The 18,484-nt window shown below is 67.4% G+C and carries 16 protein-coding genes; 14 read left to right on the top strand and 2 right to left on the bottom strand.

Annotation, left to right across the window (positions count from 1 at the left end; translation table 11 throughout):
* The first annotated feature begins 41 nt into the window (after positions 1-41).
* Complete coding sequence (locus tag ACOCMH_RS03105) at positions 42-245, top strand: cold-shock protein (RefSeq protein ID WP_010811149.1); 204 nt, start codon at positions 42-44, stop codon at positions 243-245.
* Positions 246-1,820: 1,575 nt separating this feature from the next.
* Positions 1,821-2,912, top strand: coding sequence for a replication protein RepA (locus ACOCMH_RS03100; protein WP_427307715.1), 1,092 nt, complete (start codon positions 1,821-1,823; stop codon positions 2,910-2,912).
* A gap of 115 nt (positions 2,913-3,027) precedes the next feature.
* On the opposite strand, the gene ACOCMH_RS03095 is transcribed toward ACOCMH_RS03100, so the two are convergent.
* A complete protein-coding gene (locus tag ACOCMH_RS03095) occupies positions 3,028-3,231 on the bottom strand; it encodes a cold-shock protein (RefSeq protein WP_006159056.1) in 204 nt (67 codons plus the stop codon).
* Between the two features lie 377 nt (positions 3,232-3,608).
* Here ACOCMH_RS03095 and ACOCMH_RS03090 point away from each other — a divergent pair, with 377 nt between their 5' ends.
* Positions 3,609-4,268, top strand: a complete 660-nt coding sequence (locus ACOCMH_RS03090; RefSeq protein ID WP_427307714.1) for an AAA family ATPase — start codon at positions 3,609-3,611, stop codon at positions 4,266-4,268.
* 2 nt (positions 4,269-4,270) lie between these two features.
* The gene (locus ACOCMH_RS03085; RefSeq protein WP_427307713.1) at positions 4,271-5,287 is read left to right on the top strand and encodes a ParB/RepB/Spo0J family partition protein; all 1,017 of its coding nucleotides are present in this window, start codon (positions 4,271-4,273) and stop codon (positions 5,285-5,287) included.
* Positions 5,288-5,385: 98 nt separating this feature from the next.
* On the opposite strand, the gene ACOCMH_RS03080 is transcribed toward ACOCMH_RS03085, so the two are convergent.
* Positions 5,386-6,981 (bottom strand): phage integrase family protein, encoded by a 1,596-nt coding sequence (locus ACOCMH_RS03080; RefSeq protein WP_427307712.1) that lies wholly within the window; start codon positions 6,979-6,981, stop codon positions 5,386-5,388.
* Positions 6,982-7,501: 520 nt separating this feature from the next.
* On the opposite strand from ACOCMH_RS03080, the gene ACOCMH_RS03075 reads away from it, so the two are divergent.
* From ACOCMH_RS03075 to ACOCMH_RS03030, 10 genes are all read left to right on the top strand, one after another.
* Complete coding sequence (locus ACOCMH_RS03075) at positions 7,502-8,344, top strand: response regulator transcription factor (protein ID WP_427307711.1); 843 nt, start codon at positions 7,502-7,504, stop codon at positions 8,342-8,344.
* A 254-nt stretch (positions 8,345-8,598) separates the two neighbouring features.
* Complete coding sequence (locus tag ACOCMH_RS03070; protein WP_427307710.1) at positions 8,599-9,144, top strand: DNA-binding response regulator; 546 nt, start codon at positions 8,599-8,601, stop codon at positions 9,142-9,144.
* A gap of 95 nt (positions 9,145-9,239) precedes the next feature.
* Entirely contained in the window at positions 9,240-9,554 is a 315-nt protein-coding gene (locus ACOCMH_RS03065) for a hypothetical protein (protein ID WP_427307709.1), read from the top strand.
* Positions 9,555-10,030: 476 nt separating this feature from the next.
* Complete coding sequence (locus ACOCMH_RS03060) at positions 10,031-10,696, top strand: phosphatase PAP2 family protein (protein ID WP_427307708.1); 666 nt, start codon at positions 10,031-10,033, stop codon at positions 10,694-10,696.
* 115 nt (positions 10,697-10,811) lie between these two features.
* On the top strand, positions 10,812-12,215 hold the full coding sequence (locus ACOCMH_RS03055) for an undecaprenyl-phosphate glucose phosphotransferase (RefSeq protein WP_427307707.1): 1,404 nt from the start codon (positions 10,812-10,814) through the stop codon (positions 12,213-12,215).
* Positions 12,216-12,325: 110 nt separating this feature from the next.
* The gene (locus ACOCMH_RS03050; RefSeq protein ID WP_012354876.1) at positions 12,326-12,577 is read left to right on the top strand and encodes an acyl carrier protein; all 252 of its coding nucleotides are present in this window, start codon (positions 12,326-12,328) and stop codon (positions 12,575-12,577) included.
* Entirely contained in the window at positions 12,574-13,779 is a 1,206-nt protein-coding gene (locus tag ACOCMH_RS03045; RefSeq protein ID WP_427307706.1) for an acyl-CoA dehydrogenase family protein, read from the top strand. The genes ACOCMH_RS03050 and ACOCMH_RS03045 overlap by 4 nt, the downstream gene beginning before the upstream one ends.
* Before the next feature lie 10 nt (positions 13,780-13,789).
* The gene (locus ACOCMH_RS03040) at positions 13,790-14,791 is read left to right on the top strand and encodes an amino acid--[acyl-carrier-protein] ligase (RefSeq protein WP_427307705.1); all 1,002 of its coding nucleotides are present in this window, start codon (positions 13,790-13,792) and stop codon (positions 14,789-14,791) included.
* Positions 14,792-15,772: a DUF1839 family protein gene (locus ACOCMH_RS03035; RefSeq protein ID WP_427307704.1), complete on the top strand. Its 981-nt coding sequence runs from the start codon at positions 14,792-14,794 to the stop codon at positions 15,770-15,772.
* Entirely contained in the window at positions 15,769-18,393 is a 2,625-nt protein-coding gene (locus ACOCMH_RS03030; RefSeq protein ID WP_427307703.1) for a glycosyl hydrolase 2 galactose-binding domain-containing protein, read from the top strand. Before ACOCMH_RS03035 ends, ACOCMH_RS03030 begins: the two co-directional genes overlap by 4 nt.
* Positions 18,394-18,484 lie beyond the last annotated feature (91 nt).

Raw genomic sequence — 18,484 nt, 5'->3', positions numbered from 1 at the left:
CGTCATGCGATCTTTTCTGTCCTTTTTCTGGAAAGCAAATCATGCAAACCGGTATCGTCAAGTGGTTCAACGACGCCAAGGGCTTCGGCTTCATCAAGCCGGACGCGGGTGGTGACGACCTCTTCGCCCATTTCTCGGAAATCCGTGCTGACGGCTTCAAGTCGCTGCAGGAAAACCAGCGCGTGCAGTTCGAAGTCAAGAATGGCCCGAAGGGCCTGCAGGCCGCGAACATCACCCCGCTGTAAGCGTTGACCGCCCTGGCGCACCTGGTGTGCGCCGCGCAACGTAGAACCCCGCCCCAAGGCGGGGTTTTTTGTTTTCTGACGCAGCATCACGGCGCGGCCTTGCCTCACCTGCGCTGTCTCCGCCTTCGTTTCCCGGCCCTTTCCCCTCTTCCTGCCTGATCGGCAAGCGCTCGTCGGCGCCGCGCCTTCCTTCGACTTCCCTCGCAGAAACGAGTACGCAATGTTGCACCGCGGAGCGCTGGACCCGCGTCCCCTCCCCGCAGAAACGGGTACGCGCCAGTACCCTGAGCCTCCCGCTCCCATCGTATCGCCACGCAGAAACGGGTACGCATTGCCCTCCGAACCCGCCCAGTGCCTCCACGCAGAAACGGGTACGCCGCAAATTTTTTTGTGTCCCCGGTGGACATCCGGAACGCCGCCCAGGCCCAGATTTATCCACATCCCCAGCCGTGGCGGGTTAACGCAGAAACGGGTACGCACCATGCTGCGGCGCAGAACCGGGCTGCGGGGCCGCGCCACGCTTTGCGTTCGCAGATTTGGGTACGGGGTTTGCGTCAGTTGCCGGACAGGCGCGCTCGCAGAATCGGGTACGCATTGGCGAAGCATCGCCATGTGGGCAGCCAGTCGTGCCAAGTCTCTCCGTAAGGCCTCGCAGAAACGGGTACGGGCGGGTCACGGTCTTGTTCGCACACGTATACGTTGGGTGTAAGTACTAGCTTTTTGGATAAGTCGCCTGTATAATGGAAACTTGGCCAAAGGACCGCCCTGGCCTAGGGAATTGCTGACGCAGAAACGGGTACGGATGGCGTCGCAGCACCCTCGGTCGAGCCCGCAGAAATGGGTACGGTTCGGGCGAACCAGGCTGTCATGGCTCTTTCGCAGAAACGGGTACGCCGCAGAAACAGGTACGCTAGGGTGGCCAGGTGCAGCAAATCTGAGCCCAACGCAGAATCGGGTACGCTTTGGCGGGCGTTTTCGCAGAAACGGGTACGCGGCGCGTCTCAGGGCGCCAGCCGGGCACCTCGAACGCGAACTTGTTTCTGCGTGGATAAGCCCACGCCGGCGCAGTTATCCACCGGTTTTGGGCGGGAAGTCGCGCCTCATCTCGTCTGGCACGCGACTATCTCGCAGAATCGGGTACGCTTTGCGGGCTCCCGCCTGTGGAGAAGCCTGTGGGCGACGCGAGTTATCCCCGCAGAATCCGGTTCGCGCCGGCCGCAGATACAGGTTCGGTTGGTCGCAGATACGGGTTCGCCCCTTCGCTGAATTGGGTACGGATCGCCGCAGAATCGGGTTCGCAGGGCGCTCATTTTCCCTTACGAATCAACGGGCTTGACTTCACGTATACGGTTTACAAGTAGTTAACCCGTATCGGTATCGTTTACTGGTAGCTGATGGCTGGCGAACCGTGGACAACCCTGCCGGGTTGCCCACCGTCCGCCACCATGCGATCAGCCATCGGATCCTCCCGGCTGACAAGAACCCCGCGAGCAATGCCGTCGCTTATGTACCTGTTTCTGCGTGACAAGCTTTGCGGCTTCGAGTACAAAGGCGGGTAATCCGAAGCAAGCCACTATGCCCATCAAACGCTCCCCGGCCGCCACGGGGGGAAGCGTCCTCGACCTGGACGCCGAACCCTCCCGCATCATTGTTCCCGGCAACGAGAACAACCTGGTCCCGTCCGAGAAATTCCAGCGCCTGTTCGACGAGGCGCAGGCCATGGAGCGCGAAGACGCCTGGCAAAGCGGCGAGGTCGGCTTCCTCAGCCGCGCCAGCGTCCAGGTCACGCTGCCATATCGCGCGCCCAAAGGTGCGCCGCCGGTCTGGACCCGCACCAGCGGCAATATTTCGCTGATGATCCAGCCGGGCTATTTCACGCAGCAACGCTCCGAACGCGCCACCAACGGCCGCCAGAAGCTGGTTTCGGAGACGGTGTCGCTGGGGTACCCGTACGGCTCCTATCCGCGCCTGATGCTGGCCTGGATCGGCAAGGAGATCATGGCGAAGAAAAAGCGCGGCGAGTTCACCGGCACGGTAGAAGACCGACGTATCTCGCTTGGCAACTCGCTGTCCGAGTTCATGTACAACCTCGGCATCCCGATGGCCACCGGGGGCAAGCGCGGCACCATGACGCTGGTCCGCCAGCAGATGATCCGCCTGTTCTCGGCGACCATCGCGATCGTGCAGAACAAGTCGACGCCAAGCCAGAACCAGAATCCGAACCACGAGCCGCTATCGATCGATCGCGTGGGCTACCTGCTGGCCGATCAGCTGTCGACCTGGTGGGATCCGATGCAGCCGGGCCAGGGCTCGATGTTCGAAAGCTTCGTGGTACTGTCCGAGCCTTTCTTCAACGAGCTGGTCAATCGGCCGGTGCCGGTGGACATGCGCGCGCTGAAGGCCCTCAAGCAGTCGCCGTTCGCGCTCGACGTGTACTCTTGGTTGACTTACCGGTTCTTCACGATTCAGCGCCGTACCGAGATCCCCTGGGAAGCGCTGCAGATGCAGTTCGGCACGGAAACCGAGAGTGAACGCAAGTTCCGCGCGCTGTTCCGCAAGGCCCTGAAGGACGTGCTGGTGGTCTACCCCGGCGCCAAGGTGGATGCGGATTCGTCCAAGGCGCTGATCCTGCAGCCGTCGCGCACCAGCGTGCGCAAGCTGGGCTGAACCGCGCCGCAGGCGGACAAGCCTGGATGCAAAAAAGGCAAGCGTGAAACGCTTGCCTTTTTTGTTGCCCGTCGCGCATGCATCGCGGCGGGCGAGGGGGTCAGCCGAGGCTGGATCAGGCCGGCTTGATGGCCGAAGCCTGCAGGCCCTTCGGGCCTTGCTTGACTTCAAACGTCACGCGCTGCCCGTCCTTCAGGGTCTTGAAGCCCGAGCCCTGGATTTCTGAGAAGTGCGCGAACAGGTCTGCACCACCGTCGTCCGGGGTAATGAAGCCAAAGCCCTTGGTCTCGTTGAACCACTTGACCGTACCGGTTGCCATAGGAATTTCCTTTTCGAAGCAAGTTCTTGTACACAACGCAAACAACCGTTCAAGCACGTTGAGTTCTCGTAGATACCGAACGGAAGCCGACGAGGTGACACGACTTGACTCGACTGTAGCGCGCATCATAACCACTTTGGATTACGGTGTCATGTGCGGCGTAATGCGCACTACAGATACTTTAGGCACATTCCGGCCTGCTTTTCAAGCAATTTTTCCGTCTTGTGTGTTTTCCGGCGTCGCTCGGTCGGTTTGGCCTTCTGCGTGTTGAAACACAAATTTTGTTAAATTGGAAAACGGTTGATGCGTCACGTGGTTTTGGCTACAGTTGCGCCTTAAGAATCAAACTGCGCTTTCAGCGCTGAAAGAGAGGTCGCGTGCCAGCCAAAATCATTACGGTCTTTAACCAGAAAGGCGGTTGCGGCAAGACCACGGTCAGCATGCATCTTGCCGGCACGCTGGGCCTGCGGGGTGCGCGGTCGATGCTGGTCGACATGGACGAACAAGGCACCGCCACCCGATGGGCGGCCCAGGCCAGCGATGAACGGCCGTTCCCGGCCTCGGTGATTGGTCTGGCGCCGTCCGGCGGCGCCATGCATCGCGAGGTCCGCAAATTTGTCCAGGATTATGACTACATCGTGGTGGATTGCCCGCCGGCAGTTCATTCGGCGGCGCCATCCAGTGCGTTGCTGATTTCCGACCTTGCCATCATTCCCGTGGTGCCTTCGCCGCCGGACCTGTGGGCGGCAGTGGCCGCCAAAACGCTGGCCCAGCACGCCCAGGTCCAGAACGAATCGCTGCTGATCCGGGTCATGGCCAATATGGTCCAGCGCCGGGTGTCGATTGCGCGCCAGGCGATTGAAATCCTTGGCGACGATGGCGAGGTCCCGCTGTTGAATTCGATGATCGGGTCGCGCTCGGCGTTCCGCGAATGCCAGGCGATCGGCTGCACCGTGCATGGCGTGGCCGGCGCGCGCGAGGCGGTGCAGGAAGTCGACATGATGGTCGATGAAGTGTTGTCTTTGATTGAGCAATAGGCATGGCTACCAAATTGAAAAGCCTGAAGGATGGCATGCTCGCCGGCATGGCGGCCGAGAAGAGCCGGAACGATACGATGGACCGCTTCGCGCGGGCGGAAGCCGCCATTTCCCAGCATCCCAACGGCCTGCTGCAGGGCAGGGGGGCGGTCGAAGCGTCGCCCGGTTTCAGCGCTGAAAGTCTCGACGACGTTCCTGCGGGCCGGCAACTGATCCGGATTCCGCTGGCGCAGCTACATGACAACCCGCTGAATGCACGCCGCATCTACGACCCCGCGGTAGTGCAGGAACGCGCGGCCTCAATCGCCACGCACGGCCAGAAGACGCCTGGCCTGGCCGCGGCGGACCCGGCGCGCCCGGGCCATTACATCCTGATCGACGGCCATTACCGCAAGCGAGCCCTGGCATCTGCCGGCAAGCTTGAAATGGAATGTTTTGTCGAGGACGACCTGAGCGACCTGGATTTCTACCGCTTGTCGTTCATGCTGAACGAGCAGCGCTCGGACCAGTCCGCCCTCGACAATGCCATTGCCTGGCGCCAGCTGCTTGACGAAGGCAAGGTTCAGAAGGAAGAGGAAATCTGCGAACTGACCGGCATCTCCGCCGGCACGGTGAACAAGACCCTCGCGTTGCTGCGCCTGCCGGAGTCGGTGCTGGGCGTGATGCGCGAACGCCCGAGCGCGATCGGGATTGCCGCCGGCTACGAACTGACGCTGTACTTCAAGCTGGCGGGCGAAGAGCGGACCCGCGAGCTGGCGGCGCGGATCATCCACGATGGGCTGTCCAGCCGCGAAGTCGAGGCGATTCGCAAGCAGGCGCAGGACGGCAAGGCGCGCAAGGTCAAGGAGATCAGCCGGCAATACAAGATCCGGACCGACAGCGGCCAGTTGCTGGGCACCATCAAGGAATGGGATTCCGGACGCGTGATGCTGGACGTGCAACTGACCGACCGCAGCGCGCGCGAGGCGCTGGTTGAAGCGCTGAAGTCGCGCTTCGGACTCGACAAGACCTTGCTCTGAAACCGGCGCCCGCCTGGCTCCGCCGCGACGCGGACGCCGACCTGATAGGCGGGGCGGGGCGAGTATGGGGGGCAGTGGCGACACTGCCCTCCTTGTTTTCAGGCCATCAGATCGCGCGGCGAACGCGCCGGGAATGCCGGATCACAGCGCTTGCGGTAGCGCTCCAGCGTGCTGGCAAGCAAGGCGTGCAGGCCGCGCACCGAATAGCCCCCCAAAGGCTGTGCCGCGCGCTTGCGGCGGGCGCGCCCGGTGGGCGGCGCCGCCGCCGGACCGATCAGGCAGGCGTCCTCCATGCCTGGCCCATCCCATTGCAGCTGGCGGTCCTGCCAGTGGCGCACCAGCGCAAACCGTGTCGCCGGGGCAAGGCTGATCGCTGGGCTGGACGCGTCTGCATCATGACCGAGGTTGCCGGGTTCGACGGCCTGGCCGTCTGGGGGCCCCGCTGGGGACAGCGATCGCAACGTCGCCGAAGCCAACTGATCCAGGCTCAGCCGTTGCTCGCGCAACAGCAGCACGGCGGCGTGCGCGGCGCGGTAGCGCTGCCCGTCGCTGGCTTCGGCCTGCGCCGCCAGCCATGACAGCAAGGCGACAACACTGTCGTGCGGCAGCGGAGCGCGGGCGGGCAGCGCAGCCGCCACGGCTTCCGGCTTCGCTGCCAGTTCCGCCCCGGTCTGCGCGGGCCAGCGCGCCGCACAAACATAGCCGTTATCGTGCATCCACCGGAACAAGGCAGCCAGCACGCGCTGGCTGTGACGCTGGCTGGCCGGGCTCAGCGGGCCGGTCAGTGGCCGCCACGCGGCCTGGTGCCGGGGCGCGCGCGGCCCGCACCAACGGCTGGCGGGTTCGGGGCTGGCCAGGAAAGCCAGGTAGGCCTGGTGGTCGTCCAGGCCCAGTTGCAATAGCCCCTTGCTGCGCTCCAGCGCTGCCCACAGCAACAACCGCTCGGCCTCCTTGCGATACGCGGCAAACGTGCTGGCGTGGCCTGCCGCGTCGCGCAGCCATGCCTTGACCACCGTCACGCCGTGGCTGTACGGGCAGGCGCCGCCTGCACTGGTGGCCGGCGCCTCACTCAGCCACTCGAGCGGCAATGGCTGGCGCAGCGCCGGACTCAGCGCCATCGGTTGCAGCGGCGCGCGGTTGCCGACGTGCGCGTGCAGCAGCGGTGCACCATCCCCGCCCTTGAAGAGCGTGCGATGCTCGCCGAGCCAGCGGTTGATGGCGGCGCCGGCGAGGGCACCAATGCGCGGCACCGCCCGCCACCACGCTGTACCGCGCCGATTGGCCAAGCCCAAAAGAGATTCAAGCGTCACAATTCCGGCATTGCGCAGGCGTCGCGCCAGTGCGGGCGCAAACCACAGTTCCACGCTGTGCTGGGCCTGAGGAGCCGCCGTGCCGAGCCGTTCCAGTTCACCGAGCGCATCCACCCGGCGATCCATCCCCCGGTTTGAGCGCCCCGGGCCGGCCAGCAGCAGGTCGGCGAGGTCGGCGCGCCCGTGCAGATGCGCGAGCTGGACCATGCGATCACGCAAGCCCAGCAGGATGCGCAGCGCCGACTCCGCCCCTGCGTCGTCGTCGTCGGCGTCATCAGCCAGGTAGCGGGGGACCACCATGGCGGCCGGCATGCCCTGGACATAAGCGCGTACGGCGGCGAACTCGCTGCGGGTAAGGCTGACGGCGGGGATGGCAGGAATCATTGCGCAGTATCGCTAACTTATTGATTTATAAGGCACCCTAGGCGAGGCAGAAATCATCCGACCCGAAATGCATAGCAAAATGCAATGCCGATAATTTTATGCGGGATGGCGCGGGATGCACAGTCCCGCGGGCGTGATTCCACCCGTATGCTCGAATGAGTCGCCGTGAGACCGGGCGAGCGGCGTCGCAACGTGCCGGTTGGGGATTACCCGCTGCAGCGCACCATGACCTTGCATTCGCCGGGCGTGTTTCATATGCTGCAGTTCAGGAGTTACAAATACTTAGATCAGACTTCAGCCGAATCTAAGGCTCTTGCAACACAAGCGTTTCACACGCAACCGGGGCGATCCGGTATCTCCAGGATAAGGACGATCTGCAGCCAGACGGGAAGGCTGCACGGCGGCCCCGGAGCACTGGCGGATCGTATGGAGGTGCAACCGCAGGATAGCGGGGCACGTCCGATAAGCAGGTACGGATTGTCGCGGGGTCCGTGCTTGCCGCAATAATAAGAGAGCGGCCATGGCCACCATCCTCTTGATCGAGCCTCACCCCCTCCTGCGCCTGGGTCTGCGCCATCTGCTGGCCCAAGCACACCTCGAAGGCGACCTGCTGGACATCGATCCGCTGGCGCCCATCGATTCCGACCTTTGGCTCAATGATGCCGACCTGATGGTCTACGGACTGCCGGCCGACCAGGCCAGCGGCTGGTCCATGCTCAAGCAGGTGTGTCAGCGGCTGCGACCACAGCGGGTACTGGTCCTCAGCGAGCAGGCGATGCCGGCGCTGCCCGAGGGCGGATTGCCCGAGCCGGTGCGTGGCTGCGTGCCGAAACACTGCAGCGCCGACGCGCTGGATGCGGCGGTACGGCTGGTGCTGGCCGGCGGCGAGTGCTTCCCGGCGTGGAGCCAGCCGATGCCGGGCCGGCACGCCGGCACGGACGCCGACGCGGCGCGTCCGGCGGCGGTCCCGGGCGATGCCCGGGTGGTGGCGCTGCGCCCTGGGGTGGACGATGCCGGGCACGACAGCGCGACACCGGTGGTGCAACGCCAGTTCGCCGCGCACGCCACGGCGTACGAAACGCCATCGGCCGGCGCACACCTGCTGAACATCACCGAGCGCCAGTATGAAGTGCTGGCATTGCTGGCGCGGGGCTATCCGATCAAGACCGTCAGCCGCATGCTGAACATCTCGATCGCCACGGCCAAGACGCATGCCTGTACGCTGTATCAGCGCCTGCATGTGCGCAACAAGGGCGAAGCGGTCTACGTGGCCCTGCAAAAGGGCGCGACGCTCAACTGGGCGGGACCGGATCCGGCGGCGCCGTCGACGCGAGTGTCCACACCCGTGGTCCAGGCGGCCTGAGCTGGCAGCCTTGGCAACCGGACGGCGCCCGCACCATGGCGGGCGGCGCCTCATCCTTCTGCCGCCCGGCGCTCCGCCAAAAGCATGAGGCAGGGGTGGCAGCGGCTTGCTACCTTCTGAGGGAAGGCACCTGCACAGACCGACGCCGGCGGGTTGGCGCTGGCGCGATGCCTTCCCTGCCGGGCCGCAGCGCAGCCCGGACCCGACCGCACGGCCACTGCCATGGCCGCCCGGGTTGCCGCCGGACCGAGTCAATGCCGACCTACCTGATCGCCAGCAATGAAATGATGTGCCGTGTCCTCGCACGGCGCCTGCACGCGCTGGACTTGCCGAAGCCGATCACCTGCCGCACGCCGCAATGGCTGCAGGCATCAGCGCATGCCCCGGCAAGCGCTGCGCCGGCGCGGACCGCTACCCAGGGCCCTCAGCCCGTCCCGGGCCAGACGCCTGCGCACGCCGGCGCGCGGCTGCCGCCGGATCCCGCGGATATTGCCGTGATCGATTGCAGCGGCCTGGACGGCGATCCCCGCGCATGGCTGGACCAACTGCACGCGCGCCTGGCGCCGCGGCGCTGGCTGGTGTTGTCGGATCGTCTCGATCCCGCGCTGGTCCTGCATGCCGCCCTGCTCGGCGCGAGCGGTTGCCTGGCGTTGCCCGCGGCGGTGGACCTGGTGTGCGCGGCCACCGCGCTGGTGTGGGCAGGCGGCCAATGTTTTCCGCGCATGGCGCTGTCCTTGGGCGGGGCTCGTGCGTCGGCTCCCTCCCTCCTTTGTGCGACCCGTCCTACAACCACCGGATGAGGGCGCAATATTGCCGATGGCCTATGCTTGATTCGCCCGGAGGCAGAAGCTGGCCCTCATTTGCAGGCTGGCCGTCCCGGGGAGAAGGGGGTCGTATGGAGGCCGGACTGGAGTTCCTCGTCGTGCGCGGCTTTGCGGTGCGCGAGGGCCGGGGAAAGTGGGCGTGCTGCTTCGAGATCAGGCTCGCCGCCCATCGTGAGGAAGGTTGCGGCGCGGATGGCGCTGCCGGCAGCGATGAGCCGCTGCTGTACCGGGGAGAACTGCATGGGCGCCAGTTCGATTGCGAGCTGGCCGCCGCCGATGCCGCGCGCGCCGCCGGCGAGCGCGAAGCCTTGCTGCGCGTGGAGAGCATCAAGGCGCTGATCATCGCGCAGCATCGGCACCGTGTGCCGCCGTCACTGGTGACCTGAACCTGCAGGCACGCGCAGCGGTTGTGCAGCGGCACCCGGCGCGAGCGCCCGGTGCCGCTGTGCGTTTGTGTGGGCCGTGCCGCGTGGGCCGTACCGCGTGGGCGATGCCGTGCAGGCGGTACCGGGCGGGTCGCATGGTGGCACCTTGCCGCCGCCGTTCTGGGGCCGCATGCGCGGCCGGCAAAAAAAGAAGCCCGCCGACCGGGGGACCATGCGGGCTTTGAAAACGCTGCCCGGTGATGCATGGGCAGCGATCCCGATTGAACATATCGAATTGCGCAAAGACTCTCTATCCACCAGAAGGCCAATGCCGTCATGCACTCTCAACCTGTCTGCACCCTGACCGGGCGCGGGCCGGGCCCGCGATGCGCGCGCGTGCCGCGCCGGGCGATCCGCCCAAGCGGGCGATGCCGCCGCGCGCGGCGCGGTGGTACGCTGCGCCACCAGACCCTGACGCCTACCCCTTGCGCACGCCCATGAGCCACTGGCATCTCGTTTCCCTGTTCGGCGAATCCGCGTACCTGCTGCCTTGCGCCGTGTTCCTGTCGCTGTGGCTGTACTGGCGCGGCGCGCCTGGCAGCGCGCGCCACTGGGTGTTGGCGTTCGCCGCGGCAGCGCTGCTGGTGCTGGCGTCCAAGCTCGCGTTCCTGGGCTGGGGCATTGGCAGCGCGGCGCTGAACTTCACCGGCTTCTCCGGCCACGCGATGATGGCGGCGTCGGTGCTGCCGGTGCTGCTCTACCTGGCGGTGCCGGCGGCGTGGCGGCGCGTGGGCTGGATCGCGGCGAGCGCGGGCGTAGGCCTGGCATTGCTGGTGGGGGTGTCGCGGCTGGCGCTGCACGCGCACTCGGTGTCGGAAGTGGCGGGCGGCCTGGCGGTAGGGCTGTGCGTGAGCCTGCCGTTCATCCTGCGGCGTACCACGCCGCACGGGCCGCTGGCGATGGTGCTGGCCAGCCTGGTGCTGGCCACGGCCCTGGTGATGCCGATGACTCGCACCGTGGGCGCCTCACACGCGCTGATCCAGCAGCTTGCCATGCTGCTGTCCGGCCGCGACCGCACCTTCCAGCGCGGCGAATGGGCCATGCACGGGCGCGCGCCCGGGCACGCCAGCCTCCACGCCTTCGTGCGCCCCGGGTCGTGCTGAGCGCGGCCGTGCCGGGCTGATTTTCCCGCCAGGGGCTGTGTGCGCCCGCCAACAGACACTGGCGTGCGCCTCGGCAACCATCGCTCCATCCAGCATTGCATTCGCGGTGGCAGCCATGGCATCCAGTTCGACCTTTGCGGCAGAGCGCCACACGGCGCTGCACCTGTTGTACCGGCTGGCCGACGCGGTGCTGGTCGGCACCTGCGCGGTGATGATCGGTGCGCTGTACTTTCCGGAGGGCATCCGCGGCGCCGCGCCGGTTCACGGCTTCCTTGCCGCGCTGTGTTCGGTGGGCGTGCTGGCGGTGTTTCCCGCTTTCGGCATCTATGAATCGTGGCGCGGCCGCAGCCGCGCGGCGCTGGTGCTGCGCCTGCTCGCCGCGTGGACCACGGTGTTTATCGTCGGACTGATGACGGCGTTCCTGATGCACCAGATCGCCGCGGTGTCGCGGGTCTGGTCGCTGGCCTGGTTCGGTTCCAGCCTGCTGGCGCTGGCGGGTGTGCGTGCCGTCATGTTCCGCATGCTGGGCAACGTGCGCGAACAGGGCATCAACGCCAAGCGCGTGGTGATCTTTGGCTACGGGCCGCTGGGCCGCGAGATGTACCTGCGCGTGGACCAGATCCGCGCCGCGGGCTACCGCGTGGTCGGCATCTACCATGAGGAGCCGATCGCGGTGCCGCACGGCGTGGTCTCGCTGCGCACCATGGACGAGGTCAACCTGTTCGTGCGCAGCCAGGCCGTGAGAGAGATCTGGCTGACCCTGCCGATGGTGGCTTGCCGCGACCTGTACGACGTGGTGCGCCAGTTCCGCAATGAGCTGATCGACATTCGCTGGATCCCCGACGTGATGTCGGTGGAACTGCTGGGCCACCGCTTCAGCGAGTTCCTGGGCCTGCCCGTGATCGACTTGAACAGCCCGCCGGTGTCGGGCATCACCGGGTTGCTCAAGGCCAGCTTCGACCGCGCCTTCGCGCTGGCGGCGCTGATCGGGCTGGCGCCACTGCTGCTGGTGGTGGCGACGCTGGTGAAGCTGTCGTCGCCGGGGCCGGTGCTGTTCCGCCAGCGCCGGCTGGGCATGGACGGGCGCCCGTTCGAGGTCTTCAAGTTCCGCACCATGCGACTGCACGCCGATGTGGGCGTGACACAGGCGGTACGCGGCGATGCGCGCGTGACCCGGGTCGGCGCCTTCCTGCGCCGCACCAGCCTGGACGAGTTGCCCCAGTTCTTCAACGTGCTGCGCGGCGAGATGTCGGTGGTGGGCCCGCGCCCCCATGCCATGGAGCACAACGAGCTCTACAAGGAGCTGATCGACCGCTACATGCTGCGGCACCGGGTCAAGCCGGGCATCACTGGCTGGGCCCAGATCAATGGCCTGCGCGGCCAGACCGACACCGTCGAAAAGATGCGCCGGCGTATCGAGTTCGACATCTACTACATCCAGCACTGGTCGTTCCAGCTCGACCTGCAGATCATCCTGCGCACCGCGCTGCATGGCTGGACCGGCACCAGTGCGTATTGAGCCGGCCGCGGCGGGGCCCGGGGGGCGCATGGATTGGTGCGCAAACGTACCGAAGCCGCAGCTTGTTAAGCGTGCAATAGGCCGCACCCATAAAAAACGGGAGGTGTTCCATGAAAGCAACCATCCGCAGCATCCTGGGCGAAGTGGCCCGGCTCGATGTGCCGCTCGCCGACCTGGCAGACAGCGATGACCTGTATGCCGCCGGCTTGTCGTCGCTGGCCACCGTGCACGTGATGCTCGCGCTCGAGAACGCTTTCGATATCGAGATCCCGGACCAGATGCTGACGCGCCAGCTGTTCCGCAGCATCGATTCCCTGGCCGCCGCGGTCGAGCAGATCCGGCAGCAACAGGAGGCAGCATGACCCCCGTAGCGAGGGTGGCACTGGCACATTCCAGCGCCGAATCGGACGCCGTGCGGGCGAGCGGCGAAGCGCTGCTCGCCGCCGCCCAGGCCGCTGCCGCGGTGGCGCAGGCGCACGCCGACGCGGTCGACCGCGACGCGCGCTTCCCGCAGGAAGCCTGCGACAGCCTGCGCCAGCATGGCCTGATCGGCGCCATGGTGCCCGCCGCGCAAGGCGGCGCCGGCGCCTCGCTGGCCACGGTGGCTGCAATCTGTCGCGTGCTCGGCGCGGCGTGCGCGTCAACCGGGATGATCTACGCCATGCACCAGATCCAAGTGGCCTGCGTGATCGAACACGGCACCGGCAGTCCCTGGCACCAGGACCTGCTGGCACGCATTGCCGCCGAGCAGCTGCTGCTGGCTTCGGCTACCTCAGAGGAGGCCATTGGCGGCGCGCTGCGCAGCAGCGGCTGTGCGCTCAACGTCGAGGGCGAGCGCTTTCACCTGCTCAAGATGGCGCCGACCATTTCGTATGGCGCGCATGCCGACGGCATCCTGATCACGGCGCGCCGCCATGCCGACGCCGCGCCATCGGACCAGGTCCTGGTGTGCGCGCTGAAGCCGGACTACACGCTGCAAAGCCTGAACACGTGGGACACGCTGGGCATGCGCGGCACCTGCAGCAATGGCTTCCGCCTCGAAGCCGCGGGCGAGCTGGCGCAGGTGCTGCCGGTGTCGTTCGGCGAAATTGCCGACGCCACCATGACGCCGGTGTCGCACATCCTGTGGAGTGCGCTGTGGCTCGGCATCTGCAGCGATGCGGTGGCGCGCGCCAAGACGTTCTTCCAGGGCCAGGCGCGCGCGCGGCCCGGCTCGCTGCCGCCGTCGGCGGCGCGCGTGGCGGAAGCGGTCAGCCTGCTGCAGCTGATCGAAGGGCGGCTGGAACTGGCGCTGGAACAGCAGCGCCAGCGCCATGCCGAGCCGTCGGTGTCCACCGCATTCGCGCTGGCCGCGGGCATGAACGGGCTCAAGACCGCGGTGTCCTCGCTGGCGCTGGAGGCGGTACAACAGGCCATGCTGGTATGCGGCATGGCTGGCTACAAGCACGGCACGCCGTTCAGCCTGGGCCGCCACTTGCGCGATCTGTGGTCGGCGCCGCTGATGATCAACAACGATCGCATCCTGACCAACACGGCCAATCTGTTGCTGGCCGACCGTTCCTGAGGGAGATCGCATGGACATCCATCCCCTGACCGACGCCGGCGCACTGGGCGGCGCCCCGGCCGAGGCCGGCGCCGCAGCGCTGCGCGGCGAGCCGGCGCCGGGCGCATCCGGCCCCACGTTCCTCGAGCAGCTGGTGGCCGAGGGCCTGATGATCCCGACCGGCGTGCCCGGCCTCTATGGCCGCAATACCACCTTCGAATCGATCTGCGAAGGCATTAACGCCTTCATGACGCGACTGGGGCACGACCTGGGCGCCGAAACGCTGCATTTCCCGCCGGCCATGGGCCAGGCCGACTTCGAGACCAGCGGCTACCTGAAGAGCTTTCCGCAACTGGCCGGCACCGTCCACAGCTTCTGCGGCGACGACAAAGGCCACCGCCGCCTGCTGGCGCGCCTGGAGGACAAGGACGACTGGACCGACCAGCAGCAGCCGACCGGCGTGGTGCTGACTCCGGCCGCGTGCTATCCGATCTACCCCGTGATCGCACGGCGCGGCCCGCTGCCCGAGGGCGGCAAGGTGGTCGACGTGCTGTCGTACTGCTTCCGCCACGAGTCTTCGCTGGAGCCGACCCGCATGCAGCTGTTTCGCCAGCGCGAGTATGTCTGCCTGGGGACGCAGCAGCGCATCGCGGCGTTCCGCGAGCAGTGGCTTGCGCGCGTGCCGGAGCTGGGCGAGGCGCTGCAGCTGCCGGTGGAAATCGACGTCGCCAACGATCCGTTCTTCGGGCGCGGCGGCAAGCTGGTGGCCGAAAGCCAGCGCGAGCTCAGGCTCAAGTTCGAGCTGCTGATTCCGATCAACGACGGCGCACCGCCCACGGCGTGCATGAGCTTCAACTACCACATGGACCACTTCGGCAACATGTGGCAGCTGCGCAGCGCGGACGGCGCCGTCGCGCACACGGGCTGCGTCGGCATCGGCGTCGAGCGCATGGCACTGGCGCTGCTGCGCCACCACGGACTGGATCCGGCACGCTGGCCGCAAACCGTGCGCGACACGCTGTGGGGGGGGTAAATGTACGGCGACGGCAGAGCCAGGGTTCGCGCAGGCCGCTCCACCTGGCATGGCGGCAATCCGGTCTGGTCCCATGCGAACCAGCAGATCGACCTGTGGGTCGAGCTGCTGCAAGGGTGGGATCTCGAGCCCATCGCCGCACTGCCGTTCACCGTGGCGCAGGACTTCGAGGGCGACCAGTTCACGCTCTCGGCGTTCCCCGCCAACGACCTTGAACGCCTGTATGGCATCGTCACGCACGAGCTGTCGATGTACGACCGGCTCGAGGCGCATGTTGCCACCCAAACCGCGCGCGGCAACGTGGTGCTGCTGGAAGTCGACAGCTATCAACTGCCGCAGCCGGCCGGCACGTATCGCCGCCAGCATATGCGCTCGTGCATCGGCATTGACGTGCTGGTGCCCGAGGCGGCCGCCGTGGGCTACTTCCACGGCGACGGCTACCACACCGCCAGCGGGGACGACTATGCCGCCATCTTCCGCCCCGCAACCGTGGGTTACGGCGAGGTGGCGGCGTTTCCGCATGCGTCGGTGGCGCGGCGGCGCTTTGCCGCGCAGACTGATGCCGCGCTGATGCGGACTTCGCTGGAGCTGCTGCGCCATCACCTGTCGCGCCGTCCGCAGAACAACCCGATCAGCGTGTTCCGCATGGCGTTCCCGGGCCATCTCGAGCAACTGATGGTGCGTGGCGAGCCCAACTTCCAGGTCTATGCGGCCAGCGTGCTGCGCCAGCTGGGTGTCAATTTCGAACTGCTCGGACGCTATCTGCGCTGGCTGGTGCTGCACGGGCACGCGATGCCCGATTGCATCGGCGAGGCCTGCTACACCATGGCCTCCGAAGCCATGGTGATGCAGTTCCGGTTGATGCGCGCGGTGATCAGCCGCAAGTCCGATCCATGCCACGACTGCCTGGACCAGCTCGAGCAGGCCTACCAGGGCACGGTACCGGCCCTGGCCTCGCACCTGGGCGCGAGCGTCGCATGAACGCGCGCGACGTGGCGCCACTGGCGCAAGGCCAGGGCGCGCCCACGACCTCCGCCAAGACCACCGCCACGACCCCTGTCACGTCGGAACCCACTGCGCTGGCGATCGCGCCCGGCGTGGCGGTCGGCTCCGGCGCGCTGGCCGGCGAATGGTGCTGGCTGCAAACGCTGCCGGACGCGGCGCAGGCGCCGGCTGATCTTGCGCCCGATGCGGCGTGGCTGCCCGCGCCCGTGCCCGGCACGGTGGCGGCGGCCATGCGCGCGGCGGGCCGCTGGGACGACAGCGCGCCGCCGCCGCTGCACCGGCATGACCACTGGTACCGCGTGCGCTTTGTCGGCAGCGGGGCGCGCACGCTGCGCTGCAATGGCCTGGCGACGCTGGCCGAGGTGTGGCTCAACGGCGTGCTGGTGCTGACCACGCGCCATATGTTTGCCGCCCACCAGGTCGCGGTGCAGCTGGCCGGCGACAACACGCTGCACCTGTGCTTCCGCGCGTTGCATCCGTGGTTGCGCAGGCAGCGCGGCCAGGTCCGCTGGAAGCCGCGCATGATCGTGCCGCCCACGCTACGCGCGGTCCGCACCACGCTGCTGGGCCACATGCCGGGCTGGTGTCCGCCGGTCCATGCGGTCGGGCCCTGGCGCAGCATCGAGTTGCTTGATCCGGCCAGCGCCGATCCGCTGCACGGCGTGCGCGCCGAGGTCAGCACGCAGCTGGACGGCACCGACGGCATCATCGCGCTGACGCTGCACTTCCCGGGACCGGCGCCGGCGCAGGCGCGCTGGCTGGCAGCGGATGGCGACAGCGAAATCTGGGGCACGCTGGCGCGCGCTTCCGCGCAGGTGCTGGCCGGCACGCTGCGGGTGCCGCAAGCGCGCCGCTGGTGGCCGCATACGCATGGCGACCCCGTGCTGTACCGCGTCGAGGCCCGCCTCGGCGCGCAGGCGCTGCATTGCGCGCGGGTTGGCTTTCGCATCGTGGAGGAAGACCGCGAGGGCGAGCCCGGCGCCTTTGCGCTGCGCGTCAACGGCGAGCGCATCTTCTGCCGCGGTGCCTGCGTGTCCAGCCATGACCTGCCCGGGCTGGCCGACAGCGACGAGGCCGTGGCCCGCTGGCTGCAGCTGGCGCGCGACGCGGGCATGAACATGGTGCGGGTCAGCGGCGTCACCTGCTACCCCGGCGAGGCCTTCTATCGCTGCTGCGACGCATTGGGCCTGATGGTGTGGCAGGACTTCATGTTCGCCAATTTCGACTATGGCGCAGATCCGCAAGCCGCGCGCGGCCTGATGGACGATGCCGCGCGCGAAGTCGGGCAGTGGCTGCTGTCCACGGGCGCGCATCCGGCCATTGCCGTGCTGTGCGGCGGCAGCGAAGCCGAGCAGCAGGCGGCCATGCTGGGCACGCCGCGCGGCGACTGGCGCCAGCCGCTGTTCGACGCGCTGATCCCCGGCCTGGTGGCCAGGCACCGGGCCGACGTGGTCTATGTGCGCAACTCGCCCAGCGAAGGCGCGTGGCCGTTCCAGCCCGATACCGGCATCACCCATTACTACGGCGTGGGCGCCTACCAGCGTCCGCTGGCGGATGCGCGGCTGGCCAACGTGCGCTTTACTTCCGAGTGCCTGGCCTTTGCCAACGTGCCCTGCGCGCGCACGCTGAACCAGCATGGCCTGACCCAGCCGCTGCACGATCCGCGCTGGAAGGCGCGGGTGCCGCGCGATGCCGGCGCGGCGTGGGACTTCGAGGATATCCGCGACTTCTACTTGCGCAAGCTGTACCAGGTCGATCCGCCGCAGTTGCGCTACGAGCGCCCGGCGCGCTACCTGGCGCTGTCGCGCGCGGTGGTGGCCGAGATCATGACCGAGGTCTTCAGCGAATGGCGCCGCGTGGGTTCCACCTGCGCGGGCGGGCTGGTGTGGCAGTTGCAGGACCTGTTGCCCGGCGCCGGCTGGGGCATCGTCGATGCGTGCGGACGCCCCAAGTCGCCGTGGCATGCGTTGCGCGCGGTGTGGCAGCCGCTCCAGGTGCTGCTGACCGACGAGGGCCTGAATGGCCTGCATGTGCATGTCATCAATGAAACCGCGCAGGCGCGCACGGTGCAGCTGACGCTGCGCTGCCTGCGCGACGGCGAGGCGGTGGCGGCGCAGGCGCGGGAGGTGCTGGCGCTGCGGCCGCGCGAGTGCTGCCGGATCGCGGCGGCGGCGATGCTCGACCGCTTCTTCGACTTCACCTATGCCTACCGCTTCGGGCCGCCCGTCCACGACGTGGTGCTGGCCACGCTGCATGCCGATGACGACAGCGGCGGCGCGCCGCTGAGCCAGGCGGTCTATCTGCCTGACCGCAGCGCCGGCGCGCTGGCGCCGCCCGAGCTGCATGGCAGCGTCGAATGCGTGCAGGGCCAGTGGTGGCTGCACGTCGGCACGCGCCGCTTTGCGCGCTGGGTGCATATCGAGGATCACGTGTTCGTGCCGGAGCAGGACTGGTTCCACCTGGGGCCAGGAGAAACGCGGCGCATCCGCCTGATGCATGAGGGCGGACCGGAGGCGGCGTCCGGCGCCATCCCTTCGGGGGAGATCTACGCCATCAACGCCGACCGGCCCGCCAGCTACGACGCTCAGGCCCTTTAGGGCATATCTGGCCTGCAGGACGCGCCAGTCCGCCGCCGTCAGCCGGGGCTCCCCTTGCCATGCCTGGCCTGGCAGCGCGTCATGCGCGCTC

Origin of the sequence: Cupriavidus sp. H39, from assembly GCF_050271075.1 — a bacterium.
Classification (GTDB): domain Bacteria; phylum Pseudomonadota; class Gammaproteobacteria; order Burkholderiales; family Burkholderiaceae; genus Cupriavidus; species Cupriavidus necator_B.
Note: the sequence above shows the minus strand (reverse complement) of the source record. Positions and strands in the feature narration are given on the sequence as shown.

Excerpts from the sequence above, each read along its gene's own strand:
- ACOCMH_RS03045 (WP_427307706.1), top strand. The coding sequence starts at position 12,574 with ATGACCCCCGTAGCGAGGGTGGCACTGGCACATTCCAGCGCCGAATCG.
- ACOCMH_RS03100 (WP_427307715.1), top strand. The coding sequence starts at position 1,821 with ATGCCCATCAAACGCTCCCCGGCCGCCACGGGGGGAAGCGTCCTCGAC.
- ACOCMH_RS03085 (WP_427307713.1), top strand. The coding sequence starts at position 4,271 with ATGGCTACCAAATTGAAAAGCCTGAAGGATGGCATGCTCGCCGGCATG.
- ACOCMH_RS03040 (WP_427307705.1), top strand. The coding sequence starts at position 13,790 with ATGGACATCCATCCCCTGACCGACGCCGGCGCACTGGGCGGCGCCCCG.
- ACOCMH_RS03075 (WP_427307711.1), top strand. The coding sequence starts at position 7,502 with ATGGCCACCATCCTCTTGATCGAGCCTCACCCCCTCCTGCGCCTGGGT.
- ACOCMH_RS03070 (WP_427307710.1), top strand. The coding sequence starts at position 8,599 with ATGCCGACCTACCTGATCGCCAGCAATGAAATGATGTGCCGTGTCCTC.
- ACOCMH_RS03055 (WP_427307707.1), top strand. The coding sequence starts at position 10,812 with ATGGCATCCAGTTCGACCTTTGCGGCAGAGCGCCACACGGCGCTGCAC.
- ACOCMH_RS03080 (WP_427307712.1), bottom strand. The coding sequence starts at position 6,981 with ATGATTCCTGCCATCCCCGCCGTCAGCCTTACCCGCAGCGAGTTCGCC.
- ACOCMH_RS03050 (WP_012354876.1), top strand. The coding sequence starts at position 12,326 with ATGAAAGCAACCATCCGCAGCATCCTGGGCGAAGTGGCCCGGCTCGAT.
- ACOCMH_RS03065 (WP_427307709.1), top strand. The coding sequence starts at position 9,240 with ATGGAGGCCGGACTGGAGTTCCTCGTCGTGCGCGGCTTTGCGGTGCGC.
- ACOCMH_RS03030 (WP_427307703.1), top strand. The coding sequence starts at position 15,769 with ATGAACGCGCGCGACGTGGCGCCACTGGCGCAAGGCCAGGGCGCGCCC.
- ACOCMH_RS03060 (WP_427307708.1), top strand. The coding sequence starts at position 10,031 with ATGAGCCACTGGCATCTCGTTTCCCTGTTCGGCGAATCCGCGTACCTG.
- ACOCMH_RS03095 (WP_006159056.1), bottom strand. The coding sequence starts at position 3,231 with ATGGCAACCGGTACGGTCAAGTGGTTCAACGAGACCAAGGGCTTTGGC.
- ACOCMH_RS03035 (WP_427307704.1), top strand. The coding sequence starts at position 14,792 with ATGTACGGCGACGGCAGAGCCAGGGTTCGCGCAGGCCGCTCCACCTGG.
- ACOCMH_RS03105 (WP_010811149.1), top strand. The coding sequence starts at position 42 with ATGCAAACCGGTATCGTCAAGTGGTTCAACGACGCCAAGGGCTTCGGC.